The 17,194-nt window shown below is 35.0% G+C and carries 17 protein-coding genes; 12 read left to right on the top strand and 5 right to left on the bottom strand.

Annotated features, from left to right (window positions below; all coding sequences use genetic code 11):
• Positions 1-45: 45 nt before the first annotated feature.
• The 4 genes from ilvA to LPB248_RS06220 all read right to left on the bottom strand — a co-directional run bounded on the left by ilvA (position 46) and on the right by LPB248_RS06220 (position 4,843).
• Complete coding sequence (ilvA, locus tag LPB248_RS06235; protein WP_177210672.1) at positions 46-1,290, bottom strand: threonine ammonia-lyase IlvA; 1,245 nt, start codon at positions 1,288-1,290, stop codon at positions 46-48.
• A gap of 323 nt (positions 1,291-1,613) precedes the next feature.
• Positions 1,614-2,150, bottom strand: coding sequence for a DUF4136 domain-containing protein (locus tag LPB248_RS06230; protein ID WP_111422611.1), 537 nt, complete (start codon positions 2,148-2,150; stop codon positions 1,614-1,616).
• 30 nt (positions 2,151-2,180) lie between these two features.
• The gene (locus LPB248_RS06225) at positions 2,181-4,157 is read right to left on the bottom strand and encodes a urocanate hydratase (RefSeq protein WP_177210671.1); all 1,977 of its coding nucleotides are present in this window, start codon (positions 4,155-4,157) and stop codon (positions 2,181-2,183) included.
• A gap of 500 nt (positions 4,158-4,657) precedes the next feature.
• Complete coding sequence (locus tag LPB248_RS06220) at positions 4,658-4,843, bottom strand: DUF5522 domain-containing protein (RefSeq protein WP_111377387.1); 186 nt, start codon at positions 4,841-4,843, stop codon at positions 4,658-4,660.
• Positions 4,844-4,957: 114 nt separating this feature from the next.
• Here LPB248_RS06220 and LPB248_RS06215 point away from each other — a divergent pair, with 114 nt between their 5' ends.
• From LPB248_RS06215 to hemL, 4 genes are all read left to right on the top strand, one after another.
• The gene (locus tag LPB248_RS06215) at positions 4,958-5,299 is read left to right on the top strand and encodes a hypothetical protein (protein ID WP_177210670.1); all 342 of its coding nucleotides are present in this window, start codon (positions 4,958-4,960) and stop codon (positions 5,297-5,299) included.
• Positions 5,300-5,347: 48 nt separating this feature from the next.
• Positions 5,348-6,256, top strand: a complete 909-nt coding sequence (locus tag LPB248_RS06210) for a 1-aminocyclopropane-1-carboxylate deaminase/D-cysteine desulfhydrase (protein ID WP_177210669.1) — start codon at positions 5,348-5,350, stop codon at positions 6,254-6,256.
• Entirely contained in the window at positions 6,249-7,148 is a 900-nt protein-coding gene (locus LPB248_RS06205; protein WP_177210668.1) for a glucosaminidase domain-containing protein, read from the top strand. Before LPB248_RS06210 ends, LPB248_RS06205 begins: the two co-directional genes overlap by 8 nt.
• Positions 7,149-7,269: 121 nt before the next feature.
• The gene (gene hemL, locus LPB248_RS06200; RefSeq protein WP_177210667.1) at positions 7,270-8,556 is read left to right on the top strand and encodes a glutamate-1-semialdehyde 2,1-aminomutase; all 1,287 of its coding nucleotides are present in this window, start codon (positions 7,270-7,272) and stop codon (positions 8,554-8,556) included.
• A 45-nt stretch (positions 8,557-8,601) separates the two neighbouring features.
• Here hemL and LPB248_RS06195 read toward each other — a convergent pair whose 3' ends face one another.
• Complete coding sequence (locus LPB248_RS06195) at positions 8,602-9,042, bottom strand: hypothetical protein (protein ID WP_177210666.1); 441 nt, start codon at positions 9,040-9,042, stop codon at positions 8,602-8,604.
• A gap of 285 nt (positions 9,043-9,327) precedes the next feature.
• Here LPB248_RS06195 and LPB248_RS06190 point away from each other — a divergent pair, with 285 nt between their 5' ends.
• From LPB248_RS06190 to LPB248_RS06155, 8 genes are all read left to right on the top strand, one after another.
• Entirely contained in the window at positions 9,328-10,797 is a 1,470-nt protein-coding gene (locus LPB248_RS06190) for an MFS transporter (RefSeq protein WP_177210665.1), read from the top strand.
• Between the two features lie 6 nt (positions 10,798-10,803).
• On the top strand, positions 10,804-11,853 hold the full coding sequence (locus tag LPB248_RS06185) for an MFS transporter (RefSeq protein WP_177210664.1): 1,050 nt from the start codon (positions 10,804-10,806) through the stop codon (positions 11,851-11,853).
• A gap of 84 nt (positions 11,854-11,937) precedes the next feature.
• The gene (locus LPB248_RS06180; protein WP_177210663.1) at positions 11,938-14,154 is read left to right on the top strand and encodes a molybdopterin oxidoreductase family protein; all 2,217 of its coding nucleotides are present in this window, start codon (positions 11,938-11,940) and stop codon (positions 14,152-14,154) included.
• Between the two features lie 19 nt (positions 14,155-14,173).
• A complete protein-coding gene (locus LPB248_RS06175; RefSeq protein ID WP_177210662.1) occupies positions 14,174-14,743 on the top strand; it encodes a 4Fe-4S dicluster domain-containing protein in 570 nt (189 codons plus the stop codon).
• 11 nt (positions 14,744-14,754) lie between these two features.
• Entirely contained in the window at positions 14,755-15,264 is a 510-nt protein-coding gene (locus LPB248_RS06170) for a ubiquinol-cytochrome c reductase iron-sulfur subunit (protein WP_177210661.1), read from the top strand.
• Positions 15,265-15,282: 18 nt separating this feature from the next.
• Complete coding sequence (locus LPB248_RS06165; protein ID WP_177210660.1) at positions 15,283-15,534, top strand: DUF6755 family protein; 252 nt, start codon at positions 15,283-15,285, stop codon at positions 15,532-15,534.
• A gap of 14 nt (positions 15,535-15,548) precedes the next feature.
• Positions 15,549-16,568: a 2-hydroxyacid dehydrogenase gene (locus LPB248_RS06160; protein WP_177210659.1), complete on the top strand. Its 1,020-nt coding sequence runs from the start codon at positions 15,549-15,551 to the stop codon at positions 16,566-16,568.
• A gap of 27 nt (positions 16,569-16,595) precedes the next feature.
• On the top strand, positions 16,596-17,192 hold the full coding sequence (locus tag LPB248_RS06155; protein WP_177210658.1) for a hypothetical protein: 597 nt from the start codon (positions 16,596-16,598) through the stop codon (positions 17,190-17,192).
• Positions 17,193-17,194 lie beyond the last annotated feature (2 nt).

Raw genomic sequence — 17,194 nt, 5'->3', positions numbered from 1 at the left:
TTGATTTTAAAAGGCTGTCGTCCCATCTGACAGCCTTTTTTTATTTTATCCAATTAATTGAGTAAACAAATCCTGATTGTCATTTAAGTATTGAAATTCAAAACCATTTTCGGTCATTTTCAGCTTGATAGGCATAATATCGTTTTTGTTTTTCAATTCTAAACCAACAACTACAGAACCTACTTCGCGACTGTTTTTCTTAGCAAACTGAAAATAAGTGATATCATCATCTGGACCTAAAATATTATTAACAAATTCTTTCAAAGCTCCAGGACGCTGTGGAAACTGAATCATGAAATAATGCATTAAACCTTCATATAATAAAGAGCGTTCTTTTATTTCAGCTGTTCTTTCAATGTCATTATTGCTTCCGCTAACAATACAAACTACATTTTTTCCTTTAATTTTATCTTTATAAAAATCCAAAGCGGCAATTGTCAATGCGCCTGCAGGTTCCACAACCATTGCTTCTTCATTATACAATCTTAAAATTGTGGTGCAGACTTTTCCTTCTGGAACTAAAATAATATCTTCTAGATTATATCGGCAGATTTCAAAAGTTTTGTCACCAACTTGTTTTACAGCTGCACCATCCACAAATTTGTCTATAGTTTTTAGTGGTGTATTTTTATTTTCTTCGATGGAAGTTTTCATTGAAGGAGCACCTTTTGGTTCAACACCAATGATTTTTGTATGCGGACTTAAATGTTTAAAAACTTCAGACAATCCCGATGCCAATCCGCCGCCGCCAATTGGAACAAAAACATAATCGATTGGTTCTTTAAAGCTTTCAAGAATTTCTAATCCAACAGTTCCTTGTCCAGAGATTACTTTTTCGTCATCAAAAGGATGAATAAATGTTTTATGATTTTTGATGGCATCAGCAGTTGCAGAAGCATAAGCGTCATCAAAAGTATCTCCAGTTAAAACAATTTCAACAAACGATTTTCCGAATAACTGTACTTGTTTTACTTTTTGTTTTGGAGTTGTTTTGGGCATATAAATTTTGCCTTTTATGTGCAGTAAATTACACGAATAAGCAACACCTTGCGCATGATTTCCTGCACTGGCGCATACGATTCCATTTGCTTTTTCTTTTTCGTTTAACGAAGAAATCTTATTATACGCGCCCCGAATTTTATATGAACGGACAATTTGCAAATCTTCTCTTTTTAGTAAAATAGTCGATTCAAATTCGTCTGAAAGATTTAAATTTTGGGTCAATGGCGTTGCAGCAACTACATTTTCGAGCTGCTTTTTTGCGTTAAGTACTTCGTTAAATAGACTCATGAGATTTTTTTTTCGCCACGAATTCACGAATTATTTTTTGATAATCTTCGAATATATAAATTCGTGAATTCGTGGCTGTTTAAAATTATTTTAAAAATAAAAAACCTCCCAATTGGGAGGTTCTTATAAATTATATTTTACAAACTTATATAGCACCTCGCCATTATTGCTGAATTGCAATAATGCTAATAATAGCGATAATAATGTTGTTAAAATTTGTCATTTTCTTTACTGATTGAAGCGCAAATGTATTAATTATTTCTGAAAAGTTCGCAACTATTTAACGTTTTACAAAAACTGAAAACTGCAACTTCGACTGAAAACTATTTTTTAACTGGCGGATATTGAGCTAAAATTTTGCCTACAAACTCAGCAATTTTTTCATCTTTTTTATCGATGTTTCTTGTCAGAGTTCCAACACCTTCACCTTGCCAGATCATTTCTTTCTTTTTAGCATCGATTAAATCAATGTATAAAGTTCCTTCAGTAGAAGTAGAAACTGTAGTCTGTCCTCCGTACATCATGTAAGGATTCCAACCCCAGCCCCAGCCATAACCCCAGCCAGCGGTAAATTGGTTTACATCTACTTGCTCTCTTGATTTTGTAAAAATGTTTACCAGCAAGTCAGGATTTTCGCTTTTTGTAAAGCCTTTAGCTTGCATTTGATCATCAATAGCGCGTAAGATTCTTCTTTTATCTAAATCTGATATTTCAACCTTGTCAATTCCTGGCTTAAAGTAGGCGTACGTTTTATAAGGCGTAAAATCGACAGTTTTGTCATAATCAGAATAAACGGTCACAGTACTGCAAGAAGTAAGTATCAGCAGTAGCAAAAACGGAATTAACTTAAGTGTTTTCATATTTCTAAGAATTAATGTTCTCAATTTTAATTAAAGCAAACTTTCATCGACTAGATTAGGTAAAGTTACTTTCAATAATGGCTCAACTTCCATTGCTCTTTTTATAGCAAAAACAGCACCTTCATTTCGTGCCCAGCTTCTTCTTGAAATTCCGTTGTTAACATCCCAGAAAAGCATTGAAGCTAAACGCTTTGAGGCCTCTGTAGAGCCATCAAGAACCATACCAAATCCGCCATTTATAACCTCTCCCCAGCCAACTCCGCCACCATTATGGATAGAAACCCAAGTTGCTCCTCTAAAGCTGTCTCCAATCACATTATGAATGGCCATATCGGCAGTAAAACGAGATCCATCGTAGATGTTTGATGTTTCTCTATAAGGCGAATCAGTTCCAGAAACGTCATGATGATCGCGTCCTAAAACAACTGCGCCAATTTCGCCTTTTGCAATGGCCTGGTTAAAGGCTTCGGCAATTTTAATTCGTCCTTCAGCATCGGCATATAAAATTCGAGCTTGAGAACCTACAACTAATTTGTTTTCTTGCGCGCCTTTAATCCATTTGATGTTATCCTGCATTTGCTGCTGAATTTCATTTGGAGCAGTTTCGGCCATTTTTTCTAAGACTTCACAAGCGATGGCATCAGTTTTTAGTAAATCTTCTGGTTTTCCTGAAGTACAAACCCATCTGAAAGGACCAAATCCGTAATCAAAACACATTGGACCCATGATATCCTGAACGTAACTAGGGTATTTAAAATCGATATTGTTTTCGGCCATTACATCGGCGCCTGCACGAGAAGCTTCTAGTAAAAAAGCATTTCCGTAATCAAAAAAGTAAGTTCCTTTTGCAGTATGTTTGTTAATAGCATTTGCATGACGACGTAACGTTTCCTGAACTTTTTCTTTGAATAATTCTGGATTATTAGCCATCATTTTATTAGCATCTTCAAATGAAATTCCAACCGGATAATAACCTCCAGCCCAAGGATTATGAAGCGAAGTCTGGTCTGAACCTAAATCAATTTTAATATTTTCTTGATCAAAACGTTCCCAAACGTCAACTACATTCCCTAAATAAGCAATAGAAACGGTTTCTTTATTGGCTTTAGCCAAAGCTACTCTGGCAACCAATTCGTCAGTTGAAGTTACCACTTCGTTAATCCAGCCTTGTTCATGACGGATTTTTGTAATTTTCGGATTTACCTCAGCACAAACTGTAATACATCCAGCAATATTTCCTGCCTTTGGTTGTGCGCCTGACATTCCTCCAAGACCAGAAGTTACAAATAAACTTCCTTCTGGATTTTGTTTTATTTTTCTGAAACCGTTTAAAACTGTAATAGTTGTTCCGTGTACAATTCCCTGTGGGCCAATGTACATATAACTTCCCGCTGTCATTTGCCCGTATTGCGAAACTCCTAAAGCATTCATTTTTTCCCAATCATCAGGTTTAGAATAATTCGGGATAACCATTCCATTGGTAACCACAACTCTTGGCGCTTCTTTATGCGAAGGGAATAAGCCCATTGGATGACCTGAATACATCGTTAAAGTCTGCTCATCTGTCATTTCAGACAAATATTGCATCGTTAATAAATATTGAGCCCAGTTTTGAAAAACAGCACCGTTTCCGCCATAGGTAATCAATTCATGTGGATGTTGTGCCACAGCATAATCCAAATTGTTTTGAATCATGTGCATAATCGCTTTTGCCTGCAATGATTTCCCAGGATATTCGTCAATCGGTCTTGCGTACATTCTGTAATCTGGACGAAGACGATACATATAAATACGTCCGTAAGTTTCTAATTCTTCTGAAAATTCAGGAATCAATTCGGCGTGATGTTTTGGATCAAAATAACGCAAGGCATTTTTAAGCGCCAGTTTTTTCTCTTCTGCCGAAAGAATTTCTTTTCGTTTCGGAGCATGATTAATTGCTGGATCGTAGTCCTTTTTTTGAGGTAGTATAGAAGGTATTCCTTGTTGTATTTGTTCTTGAAAAGTCATTTTTTTTAGAGATGCTAAGTTGCTAAGGTTCTAAGACGCTAAGGTATTTTACTTAGATTAACAACAGATTAATTTTTTGTTTTTTTAATTATGCCGCCCCGCTGGGGCTTAAATGTAACGGCTAAAATGATTTCTATAAATATGCCGCTCCTAAAGGAGCTTTATGGAATATAAAAATTACAAATGTAAAGCCTTGGAAAGGCGTAATATTTATAGAAAACAATAATCACCCAATATAAAAGCTCCAGCGGAGCGAAATATCAGCCGACGAAATTGGAATTTAAAATTTGAAATTTATTTTAATTATCCCATTTTCAAATTAACTCATTTTCAAATTGCCACATTTTCTAATTAAAAAAAACTAAGGATAACGGATATCCGACCTGTGATAGGACTTGTGGATTTTAATCCTGAATTTTCTTGAATGGATATCCATATTAATATTTTAGATTGTTGATTTTAGATTTTAGAATTATCTAATTGACTTATTTTCAAATTATCTAATTCGTTTTTCTTCTTATTTCGCCCGTTCTTTTATCGAACCCATAAGGACAATGACGGCAGCCGCTTTTGCAGCAGTAACCACGTTTTAAATGATGTTTTTCAGTAAAGCATTTATAACCTTCAGGCGTATAGTAAAAATCTTCGCCTTCGATTAATTTATTTTCATTACTTTGCTCTTTCATAAATCTGCTTCGCGTTCCTTTTCAAATAATTAAAATCAAAAATAAAAATATTTGATTATGATTTTATTGAAATCGAACAATTTTATAGCTACAAATTTATAAATTTTACAGCCAATGTTTCTGATTGTTGCCAAATATTTAATTCCGAAAGGTTATCGAGGAATGGCTGTATTTCCGTTTGTAATTGCAAAATATGATTTTGATAAAACAAATAAAGTTTTTGTTAATCATGAAAAGATTCATTTAAGACAGCAATTAGAACTTTTAGTAATTCCGTTTTTTATCTGGTATTTTTTAGAATATCTAATTCGTCTGATTCAATATAAAAATGGGGCATTAGCGTATCGAAATATCAGTTTTGAAAGAGAAGCCTATAACAAAGAAGCCGACTTGAATTATCTTAAAAATCGATCTTTTTTTCGGTTTCTAGATTACATAAAAAGCAACAAGCAATAGGCTTAAAAAAAACTATGAATTGTCACTTTTGACTTTCAACTTTAAATAATGAATTCAGTTTTCAATCAAAATATAAATATTCAGTTTCCGAATGATATTTCGTTGACAATTAAACGAGAAGATCTAATTCATCCGTTTGTTTCAGGAAATAAATTCAGAAAACTGAAATACAATTTGCTTCAGGCGAAAGTCGAAAATAAAGACACTTTATTGACTTTTGGGGGAGCTTTTTCCAATCATATTGCTGCAGTAGCTTATGCAGGTAAAGAACAAGGTTTTAAAACTATCGGAATCATTCGCGGAGATGAGCTTTTGGACAAAATAGAGGAAAATCCAACCTTGAAATTTGCTCAAGAAAACGGAATGCAGTTTGAGTTTGTTTCGAGAGAAGAGTATCGTTTAAAAAACGAAGAATCTTTTATAGAAAAGCTGCAAGATAAATTTGGCGATTTTTATCTCGTTCCAGAAGGCGGAACAAACGAACTTGCTGTAAAAGGCTGTGAGGAGATTTTAACTGATGAAGATGCGGTTTTTGATTACGTTTGCTGTGCTGTTGGAACGGGTGGCACGATTTCGGGATTGATTAATAGTTCACTGCCAAATCAGAAAATTTTGGGGTTTCCAGCGTTAAAAGGTGACTTTTTAACCGATGAAATTCGTATTTTTGCAAATAAAGATAACTGGAATTTAGTTTCTGACTATCATTTTGGAGGTTATGGCAAGATAAATTTAGAATTAATTGAATTTATTAATGCTTTTTTTGAAAAAACAAAAGTGCCCTTAGATCCAATTTATACAGGAAAGATGGTTTTTGGCGTTATAGATTTAATCGGCAAAAATTATTTTCCTGCACATTCAAAAATTTTACTCATTCACACAGGCGGATTGCAGGGAATTGACGGAATGAATATAAAGTTGAAGCAGAAGAAATTACCAATACTCAAAACCAATGATTAAAAAAATTGTATTACTTCTCGTAATATTAGCTTTAGCAAGCTGCTCTTCTAGTAAGCCTGCCATAGCGACGACTAAAAAAGCGGCAGCAGTTCAAACTCGAACGGCAGCTACAAAAAGAAGTACTCCTACTAAACCAATCGGTAAAAATTACCCTTCTACAAATAATACAACTGAGGTTATTCAATCTACATCTAAAACAGTTGTTACCAGTGATCTTATTAATAATTATGTGTTGCAGTACAAAGAAATTGCAATGGGAAACATGAAGACTTATGGAATTCCGGCGAGTATTATTTTGGCTCAAGGAATTTTAGAATCTGGTGCAGGAAGAGGAGATTTGGCTGTAGATGCTAATAATCATTTTGGAATAAAATGTCATAATGATTGGTTAGGAGAAAGTGTTCGCCATGACGATGACTCGGCTCAGGAATGTTTTAGAAAATATCCTCAGGCATCAGAATCATATAGAGATCATGCCTTGTTTTTGGTTGGAAAAAAACGATATGCCAGTTTATTCACTTACGAAAAAGATGATTACAAAGCTTGGGCAAAAGGACTTAGAGCTTGCGGTTACGCAACAGATCCTAAATATCCCGATAAATTGATCAGTTATATTGAGCGATACAATCTGCATCAATATGATTGTCAGGTTACAGGAAGAAACTATGTTCCGATTAATACTTCGGCTCCACCAAAAAAATCATCTTATGATGTAGCTTCTGACCCAAAAATCAATATGAATCAATACGATCCGAATTTGTATGAGGTTCAAAAAGGAGATACGCTTTATTCGATTTCAAAGAAATTTAATTTATTGGTTGAAGATTTAAAAAAGAAGAATAATCTAACCGATAATGCGATTTCGATCGGGCAGAGGTTGAAAGTTAAGTAAGTTTTCAGTCGCAGTCTCTCCCGATAGCTATCGGGATCAGTTCTGATGAAATTAATCTAAAAATCAAAATAAGTTTTCAGTTTGCAATCTAAAATCTGAATTCTAAAATCTAAAATAAAAAATGTTATACAAAAGAAGTAGTCAGCTTTTTGCTGAAGCAGAAAAAGTAATTCCAGGAGGAGTAAATTCACCAGTAAGAGCGTTTAAAGCAGTTGGCGGAACTCCGATTTTTGTAAAAAGTGCTAAAGGTGCTTATTTATATGATGAAGACGGAAACAAATTAATAGATTATATCAACTCTTGGGGACCAATGGTTTTAGGTCATGCATATCAGCCAGTTGTTGATGCTGTAATCGAAAAAGCAAAATTGGGTACTTCATTTGGAATGCCAACAGAATTGGAAACAGAAATTGCAGCTTTGGCTGTTTCTATGGTTCCAAATATTGATAAAATACGTTTTGTAAATTCAGGTACAGAAGCTTGTATGAGCGCAATTCGTCTGGCTCGCGGATTTACAAAAAGAGATAAAATTGTAAAATTTGCAGGCTGTTACCACGGACATTCTGATTCATTTTTGATTCAAGCAGGAAGTGGAGCCGTAACTTTTGGATCTCCAAACAGTCCTGGAGTTACAGAAGGGACTGCAAAAGATACTTTGTTAGCGAAATACAATGATTTAGAAAATGTAAAAACATTAGTTGAAGCAAATAAAGGAGAAATTGCAGCAATTATTATTGAAGCAGTTGCAGGAAATATGGGATGTATTCCGCCAGCAAAAGGATTCTTGCAAGGTTTAAGAGATTTGTGTACAGCAAACGGAATCTTATTGATTTTTGATGAGGTAATGACTGGTTTCCGTTTAGCACGCGGAGGAGTTCAGGAATTATACGGAATTGATGCTGATATTGTGACTTTCGGGAAAGTTATCGGTGGTGGACTTCCAGTTGGAGCTTTTGCTGCGCGTGAAGAAATCATGAATTATTTAGCGCCTCTTGGACCCGTTTACCAAGCAGGAACATTATCTGGAAATCCATTGGCAATGGCTGCTGGATTGGCAATGTTAAAAGCTCTTGATTCAGATAGAGAAATTTTTACACGTTTAGAAGAAAAAACAGCTTATTTGGAAGCAGGAATCGATAGAGTTTTAAAAGCCAATAATGTTGTATTTACGATCAATAGAGTAGGTTCTATGATCTCGGTTCACTTTGATGCAAATCCAGTTACCGATTTCCAGACTGCTGCAAAAGGAGATAACGAAACATTCAAAAAATTCTTCCACGGATTATTGCAGGAAGGTGTTTATATCGCGCCATCTGCATATGAAACATGGTTTATTACAGATGCATTGACTTACGAAGATTTAGATTTTACAATCAATGCGATCGATAAAGTTTCGAAAACATTTTAAATAACAAAAAAGAGGCTTTATAGCCTCTTTTTTTTATGCATAAAATTACATTTTATCTTTTTTGTGCTCTTTCATTTTCTCCTTCATTTTGTCTTTTTTCTCTTCTTGAAGAGCTTTCCATTTTGTGTATTGGTCAGGTTTTAAGATTGATTTCATTTTAGCGTCATTTGCTGCAATTTCGTCTTCCATTTCTTTTTTGAAAGCGGCTTTTTCTTCAGCAGTTGGTTTTGTGTTGCTATCTTTTTTTTCTTTTCTAGCTTCTCTAAATTTTTCGGCTTTTGCGCTTCTATCTGCTAAAAGCTGCTTTACCTGTGCTTGCTGACTAGCATCTAAATTTAATTCTGTAGTCAGTTTTTGAAGCTGTTTCTCATTACGCTGTTCCGGAGTCATTCTTTCTCTTTGCTCGCGCGCTGGTTTTTGATCCATGTCTTGTGCAAAACTTGCTATTCCAACAAATAACATAGCTGCGATAAATAATTTTTTCATATTCAAGTTTTTTAATTGTTTATAGATTAGACTTTATTATTTAAAACTGGTTTAATCAGTCTTTTAAAATTGTGTTTTATTTAACAGATTGATTTACAGTTTTTTTGAAGAATGAATTTAAATAAGATTATTATAACGCTAAATATTTGATAGTAAGTATCTTGCTTCGAATATTTTTTTTAACTTTAGTAAACTATTGTTTTTCTGTTGTTTATGAAAAGCAATCCCCATGATTCCCATATTTCAGTAATAGATTTTCAAAAACACAATTTAATACTTTATTCTATGGCAGATCTTTCCCAAGCCCACCGCATCCTTTTTTTAAACACTTTGGCATTTGCAATCTGTTTCGCGTGCTGGACACTCAACGGAGTATTAGTTACATTTTTAGTTGATAAAGAAATTTTTAACTGGAGCGTTGTACAAATTGGCTGGCTTTTGGGGATTCCTGTTCTTACGGGATCAATTATGAGATTGCCAATGGGAATTTTAACTGATAAGTTTGGTGGAAAAATTGTGCATTCTGCTTTATTGATTTTGGCTTCTATCCCTTTATTTTTATTGCCATTTGCAACTTCCTTTACGGTTTTCGCTATTTTAAGTTTTCTATTTGGAATGGTCGGAACCAGTTTTGCTGTAGGGGTTGCATCAACCTCTGTATGGTATCCTAAAGAATGGCAGGGAAGAGCTTTGGGAATTTTCGGAATGGGGACTGCAGGAGCTTCTATAACACCTTTTTTGGCACCTTCACTTTTGAGTACATTTTCAGAAAACGATCCTGAAAATGGATGGAAATGGCTTCCCGTACTTTACGGTTCTGCTTTGTTATTAATGGGAATTGTGTTTCTGATTTTTGCTAAAAACAAAAAAAGCGAAGCACAATCAAAAACGGTAAAACAATTATTGCAACCTTTAAAGAGAGTGCGTGTTTGGCGTTTCGGAACTTATTATTTCTTAGTATTTGGATCGTTTGTGACTTTCTCACAATGGCTTCTGCCAAATTTTATGAATGTCTATCACACAACTTTAGTTTTAGGCGGAATTTTTACTTCTTGTTTTAGTTTGCCTGCTGGTGTCGTACGCGCTTTTGGAGGTTTTTTGTCGGATAAATTCGGAGCTAGAAAAGTAATGTACTGGGTTTTGAGCTCTTCGGTTGTATTAAGCTTCTTATTATTGTTTCCAAAAATGGATATAACGACTTCAGGAAGCGGTCTTTTAGCGAGTAAAGCAGGAACTGTTACAGCAGTTTCGCCTGATAAAATAGTGGTTGATGGTAAAGAATATGATATAAGTCAGAAAGATGAAAGTCAGCCACATTCTAAATTTTTTCCATCCAAAAAAACATGGCAGGAAGTGGTTGTAGAGCAAAACCAAAAAGTGCAAAAGAAGGATTTATTGGCAGAAGGAATTACACAAATTCATTTTGAAGCCAATATGTGGGTGTATTTAGTTTTGGTTATTCTAATCGGAATTTCGTGGGGAATTGGTTCTGCAGCTGTTTACAAACACATACCAGATTATTTTCCTAATGAAGTAGGTGTAATTGGCGGAATGGTTGGACTCTTAGGTGGTTTAGGCGGATTCTTCGGGCCAATTATTTTCGGGTATTTATTATCATTTACCGGATTTTGGACGAGCTCTTGGCTTTTTATTCTGGCATTATCATTAACCTGTCTGATTTGGATGCACCGTGTAATTGTAAAAATGACAAAAGAAAGATTGCCTGAAATGGCTAAAGATATTGATCGAAAATAATCTGTCATGAAAGAAAAAACATTTAATACGAAAGCTTTATTAATTGCAACGGCAGCTTCGGTTTTTATGGTCGTATTGGTTTTCTATGGGTCAAGAAAACTTCAAAATTTTGATGCGGCCTTAGTTACCTATCTGTTCGGAACTCTGTTTGCATTTTTCGGAGTTGTGTATCGCTATACAGTTTGGCTGCAAAGACCGCCAACGTGGATGTATTTCAAACGCGGAATTCATTTTCTCTTTACAGGAAAAGTATTTTCGCATTTGTGGTTTTTAGGAAAAGAATCTGTTCAGAATATTGCTTTTCAGAAATTCATTTATCCAAGAGGTAAATACAGATGGTTAGCTCATTTCTGTATTGCAATTGGCTGTTTTTCGGCTTTTGCAATTACTTTTCCGCTCACATTTGGATGGATTTATTTTACGTTGGCACCAAATTCAATTACTGTTTACGAAGCTCATTTTTTTGGTTTTAAAGTAATGGATTTCAGATTGGATTCGATCATGGCATTTTTGACTTTCCATGCCTTAAATTGGTCTTCTTATCTGGTTATTTTTGGTTCGCTTTATTATTTAAGAAGACGTTTAACCAATCCGGGATTAATTGCCACACAGACTTTTGAAGGCGATTTACTGCCACTTCTTTTATTAATTGCCATTTCTGTTACGGGTTTGTGCCTGACTTATTCTTACCAATTCATGAAAGGATTTGCGTATGATTTTCTCGCAGTAGTTCATGCCGTAACGGTTATTATGTTTTTGATATGGATTCCGTTTGGAAAATTCTTCCACATCATTCAACGACCGGCTCAGATTGGTGCGCACATTTACAAAAAAGAAGGAATGAAAAAAGGAATGGCAATCTGCAAAGAAACAGGAAAACCATTTACGACACAACTTCATATCGATGATTTAAAAATAGTAACTAAACAATTAGGTTTTGACTTTAGTGATGATGAAGGAAATTCACACTTGGATTTAAGTCCCGAAGGAAAACGAGATCGTTTGGCGAAAGCGCATTTAAAAGCAAGAATCGAAGGCGGAAATTTATTTGGATAAAATTATAGTTTCAAGTTTAAGGTTTCAAGTTTCGTTGCAGAACGTGAAACATGAAACATGAAACCAAAAAATAACAAAAAAATCATGGCAAAACTACCTGTATCAACTGAAAAAATAATTGAAGCATTTGGTCCACATCTGAATTATACACCAAAAGAAGGGTATGCAGGACGTGATGAACCAGATAAAATGGTCAAAACACATTGCTGTTTCTGCGGCATGCAATGCGGAATTCAATTATCTGTAAAAGACAATAAAGTGGTTGGTTTTGAACCTTGGATGGAATTTCCGTTCAATGAAGGTCGTTTGTGTCCAAAAGGAGTGCAACGTTATATGCAGAACAATCATCCAGATCGTTTATTGCATCCGATAAAAAGAGTAGAGGGCAAAGGTTTTGAACAAACTACTTGGGATGAAGCAATGGATAAAACCGTTTCTGAAATCAAAAGAATTCAGGAGAAATACGGTAAACATGCTTTTTCTATGCTTTCAGGAGTTTCGTTGACCAATGAAAAAAGTTATTTGGTCGGAAAGTTTGCCCGAGTAGCTTTAAAAACTAGAAATTTAGATTATAACGGTCGCCTTTGCATGGTAAGTGCTGGTGCAGGAAATAAAAAAGCATTTGGTTTAGATCGTGCTTCAAACAATTATTCGGATTTAGAATATGCTGAAGTTATTATTGTTGCGGGAGCGAATATTAGTGAGACGTTTCCAACTTTAACCCATTGGATTTGGAAAGCCCGAGATCGCGGCGCAAAATTAATTGTTGTTGATCCGCGAGTTATTCCATTAGCTAGAACCGCAGATGTTCATCTGGATGTAAGACCAGGAACTGATTCTGCGTTATACGGTGCAATGCTTAAATATCTCGTAGATCACGATATGCTGGATCACGATTTTATTGATAACCATACTTCAGGATTTCAAGAAACCATAGATGCTGTAAAAGATTATACGTTAGAATGGGCTGAAGAAATTACAGGAATTTCTAAAGAAAAAATTAAAGAAGCAGCTGAATTATGGGGAAAAGCAAAAACAAGCTTTTTACTCCACGCAAGAGGGATTGAACATCACTCAAAAGGTGTTGATAATGTATTAGGATGCATTAATCTGGTTTTGGCAACAGGAAGAATTGGAAGGCCGTATTGCGGTTACGGAACTATTACCGGACAAGGAAATGGTCAGGGCGGAAGAGAACACGGTCATAAATGCGATCAATTGCCTGGAAATCGTGATATCGAAAATATGGATCATCGAAAATACATTGCCGATGTCTGGAAGATTAAAGAAGAAGATATGCCTCACAAAGGCATTACAGCTTATGAAATTATAGAAGCGATTCATAGCGGTGAAATAAAAGGATTGATTTCGATTTGCTTTAATCCGTTAGTTTCGTTGCCGAATAATAATTATGTGCGTTCTGCCCTTGAAAAATTAGAGTTTTATGTGGCAATAGATTTCTTTTTAAATGAAACTGCCCGTCATGCCGATATTGTTTTAGCAGGTTCATTGCAGGAAGAAGAGGAGGGAACAACAACCTCAGCTGAAGGACGTGTAATTAGAATCAGACAAGCGGTTACGCCTCCAGGCGATGCGAGAACAGACACTTCAATATTATTAGAATTAGCAAAGAGATTAGGTGAAGAAGAAAGATTTACCTACGCTGACAGTGAAGCTATTTTTAATGAACTTAGAGTTGCATCAAAAGGAGGAACTGCCGACTACAATGGAATCACCTATAAAAAAGTAGAAGACAATATGGGCGTTTTTTGGCCATGTCCGACAGAAGATCATCCTGGAACGCCAAGATTATGGGAAGATAAAAAATTTGCCACACCAGACGGAAAAGCGCATTTTAATCCAGCTCCTTACAAATTGCCCGGTGAGGTTACAGATGAAGAATATCCAATAACATTAACAACTGGCCGTGTCGTTTCTCAATATTTAAGCGGAACGCAAACAAGAAGAATTGGAAAACTAGTAGATCAATTTCCTGAACCTTTGTTGGAAATTCATCCTGAAATGGCGCAGAAATATAATATTCAGCAACGGGAATTAGTAAAAGTTTCAACCCGAAGAGGAGAAGGAATTTTCCCTGCTAATATTGTAGAAACCATTAGAAAAGATACCGTTTTTATTCCGTATCACTGGCCAGGGAAAAAATCAGCCAATCAATTAACGCCTGGAACATTAGATCCTATTTCAAAAATTCCTGAGTTCAAAGTTTGTGCTTGCAAGCTGGAACCTTTGGGAGAAATAGAAAATTCATCAGACAAATCAAATGCTTATGCAAGTGTTTAATCTATAAAAAGCAACAATTATGAATTTAACCAATTATAATAAAAACGAAGAGTTTTTTGTAGACTTACAAAGATGCATAGGTTGTAAAGCCTGTGAAATGGCTTGTGCAGAATGTGAAACAAATGGTCAAGAATCTATGATTCATGTTAATTATGTAGAACGTGAAGTTACCATTCAGACCACTGTTCAGGTTTGCATGCATTGCGAAGATCCTGTTTGTGCCAATGTCTGTCCGGCTGACGCGATTTCGCAAGACGAATTCGGAGTAGTTCATACCGCAAATACAGAACGCTGCATTGGTTGCTCTAATTGCGTTATGGCTTGTCCGTTTGGAGTTCCAAAGAAAATGGAAGAATACGATTTGATGATGAAATGTACAATGTGTTACGACAGAACCAGTGTTGGCAAAAAGCCAATGTGTGCAACAGTTTGTCCGAGTGGCGCCTTGTTTTACGGAACTCGCGAACAAATCGAAGAAATGCGTCCAAATAGTACTCCAGTAAATTCATTTATTTTTGGAAAAGAACGTGTAAACACAAAAGTGAATATCATGATGCCAAAAGGAAGCAACGAATTACGAATATTCTAAATCCAAAATCCATGTCTAAAGAAGATAATTTAAAAGAAAACTGGAAGAAAGATTTTCCATATAAAAAACAAGAATCAACGCAGGTAAGCCGACGTGATTTTGCCAAATTCCTTACGTTGGTTTCAGGAGGCTTAATGGTAGGAAGTGGTTTGGTTGCAGCGAAAGCGTATTTGTTGCCTGGCGAAGAAGTTGTTGGAGAACATTTTGTGTGTGAAATAAAAGATATTCCGTTGGGCGGAACAAGAGGTTTTGTAATTGAGGGAAGTACTATTCCGTATATTTTGGTGCATTTAGAAAGCGGTATGTTTCGAGCTTATGAACAAAAATGCACGCATCTTTCTTGTGCCGTTTATTACAAGCCCGGAACAGGAATTATTCATTGTCCATGCCATGAAGGTTCTTTTGATGCTTTGACGGGAGACGTAATTGCAGGACCTCCGCCAAGGGCTTTGCCTCAGTTGGAAGTGGTTTTGAAAGGAGAAAAGATTTTTGTAAAAGCTTTTGAAAATAAAGCGAGTTAATTGTTTAAGAAATATATTATGAGTACATTTAGAAAAAGCCAAAATCAGGCAAATCCAAATAAGTTGAATGTTATTCTGTCTACTTTAATATTTGTTTTAATCTTAAATGTAAGCATCCAGATTTGGTTATTGTATGCTGCTTTAAACAATGCGTTAGATAACAATAAAGAAATTTTAATTCCTGCTTTTATAGGTTCGCTTATTTTATTTTTGATTGGTTTTGGGTGGTTATATTATCTGCCGAAAGGAAATTTTAAAAACAATACATAAAAAAATAGAATATTATGAACCCAAATCCAAATGCAAGCAAAATTGGCTTTTTCTCTACTCAGCCTTACGATAAAACATTTTTCAATAAATACAATGAAGATTTTGGTTTTCAGTTGAATTTCTTTGAAACACAATTAAATCCTCAGACTGTAGCTTTAATTGAAGAATGCGAGATTGTCTGTGTTTTTGTAAATGACATTGTAAACGAAATAGTTATCAATCAATTAGCAGAGAAAAAGGTACGAATAATTGCTTTACGTTGTGCAGGATTTAACAATGTCGATTTAGAAGCGGCAAAAAAGCATAATATAAAAGTCTGCCGTGTTCCTGCATATTCTCCACAAGCAGTTGCAGAACATGCGATGGCGATGATTTTGACTTTAAACAGAAAAACACACAAAGCTTATAATAGAGTTCGTGAGCAGAATTTTTCGTTAAATGGTTTATTAGGTTTCGATTTATTCGGAAAAACAATCGGAATTATTGGGACTGGAAATATCGGAAAAGCATTCTCCAAGATAGCATTAGGTTTTGGCTGTAAAGTCTTAGCTTATGATATTGTAGAAAATGAAGAAATGAAAAAAGATGGTGTTTCTTTTGTCGGCTTGGAAGAAATTTTTAAATCTAGTGATATTATTTCGCTTCATTGTCCGCTGAATGAGCAAACAAAACATGTAATCAATGCTACTTCTATTTCTTTTATGAAAAACAGCGTTATGATTATTAATACAAGCCGCGGTGGATTAATAGAAACTTCATCTGTTATTGAAGGTTTAAAAGAAGGAAAAATAGGTTATTTAGGAATTGACGTTTACGAACAAGAAGAAAAATTGTTCTTTAGAGATTTATCGGCAGACATTATTCAAGATGACGCGATTCAGCGTTTAATGAGTTTTCCGAATGTATTGGTAACAGCGCATCAAGCATTTTTTACCAACGAAGCTTTGACTCAAATTGCATTGGTGACTTTCAATAATATAAAATCATTATTGACGCAGAATGATATTGAAAATAAAGCAGCATTATTAGTATAATCGATCGCGAATTTAAAACATCTGATTATGAAAAATAGATTTCTGATTTTAATTGCAATTTTGGCATTATCATCTTGCCAAAACAAAGACAATTCAAAAAATATTGTAAAAACAATTGTTCAAGATACCTTGTCTAAAACTCTTGGCGGAACGGCTGATTTAAGTGAAGTTTCCGAAAAAAATGATAAAGAAGTAGCATTAATCCGAAAACAATTGCTGGTTTTATTGAAGAAAGATTTACCTGCAATGACAAAAGAAGACAGATCTTTCTATTATGAAGCTTTCGATTTAAATAACGATAAGAAAGAGGAATATTTTGTTGGTTTCTCTAATTCTTATTTCTGCGGAAGCGGAGGTTGTTCAGGTTATATTTTGAAGAATGACGGTACGGTAATCAATCGTTTCACTGTGACCGATTTTCCAATTTATGTAACCTCTTCATCAAGTGAAAAGTTTTATGATTTGATATTTGAAAGCGGAGGAAAATTTCATCTTCTGAAAATGAAAGGCGGAAAATATCCATCCAATCCTTCAGTTCAAGAAGTTATAAAAGGTAATGTTCCAAAAGAAAGCACAAAGGTTTTGGATATTCAAGGAAAGAAATTAGAGAAGTATTCGTTTTAAAA

The sequence above is a fragment of the Flavobacterium sp. LPB0248 genome (assembly GCF_013388355.1).
GTDB lineage: Bacteria > Bacteroidota > Bacteroidia > Flavobacteriales > Flavobacteriaceae > Flavobacterium.
Note: the sequence above shows the minus strand (reverse complement) of the source record. Positions and strands in the feature narration are given on the sequence as shown.